Annotated in this window: 1 protein-coding gene; it reads right to left on the bottom strand. The window is 47.6% G+C overall.

Features of this window, described 5'->3' with window-relative positions:
- A partial coding sequence (locus ACZW67_RS14325) for a copper resistance protein B (RefSeq protein ID WP_465183810.1) occupies nucleotides 1-731 on the bottom strand: 731 nt, incomplete at both ends.

The raw sequence follows: 731 nt of genomic DNA, 5'->3' as shown, positions 1-731 counted from the left end.
AACCAGAATTTGACCCCCGCAGTCAAACTACTACTATCAACCGATTCATTTTCTTGACGTCGTTGACCACGAGCCTTGCCAAGCGCTGTCTCATAACTAACACCCACATAAGGAGCTAGCTGGCGACTGAACGTCTCGTAAGTCAGTCTGACCTCAGTTTCCATTTCATTAAAGCCTTTGGTAATGTCGTTATCATGGTCATCTTTACTAAAGGCAGTTAGCCCCACCTCCGGTATGACCACCCAATGCTGGTCTAGACGCCATTCATACTCTGCGCCTAAATCAAGACGAAGTTGACCATCGGTATATAAGTAGGCTCTCGCATCTGTTTCGATAAAATAAGGCGCGGTGCCGACAATGCCTGCCATAAGGGCAGCGTTGTCATTTTCAGTATCGTAAGCGACACCAGCTTCACCATTCCAAAAAATACTCAGTGGTTTCCAATAAGCAAGCGAGCTCAAGCTGTCTATTTCTTTATCGTCTTTAGTCTGAGCACTACCTTCCGTGCGTAGCCTTATACGATTGCTATCAGTACCATACCAACCCGTCGCCTCGAAGTTGATTTGGTCTTCATCAAACTGATAACCCAAGTCGTCTACTGACACTCCCCACAATGGCATGCTGCCCATCATCATTGGCTTACCATAATGCCCGTATGAAACCCCATTTGAATAGTCTGGACTGCGAGCATCGGCCGGTGGCTGCCCGCCTTGCATCCCTGACATATCCAT

The sequence above is a fragment of the Psychrobacter sp. TPE 89C genome (genome assembly GCF_055522395.1).
This window is presented reverse-complemented; position numbering and strand designations above follow the sequence as displayed.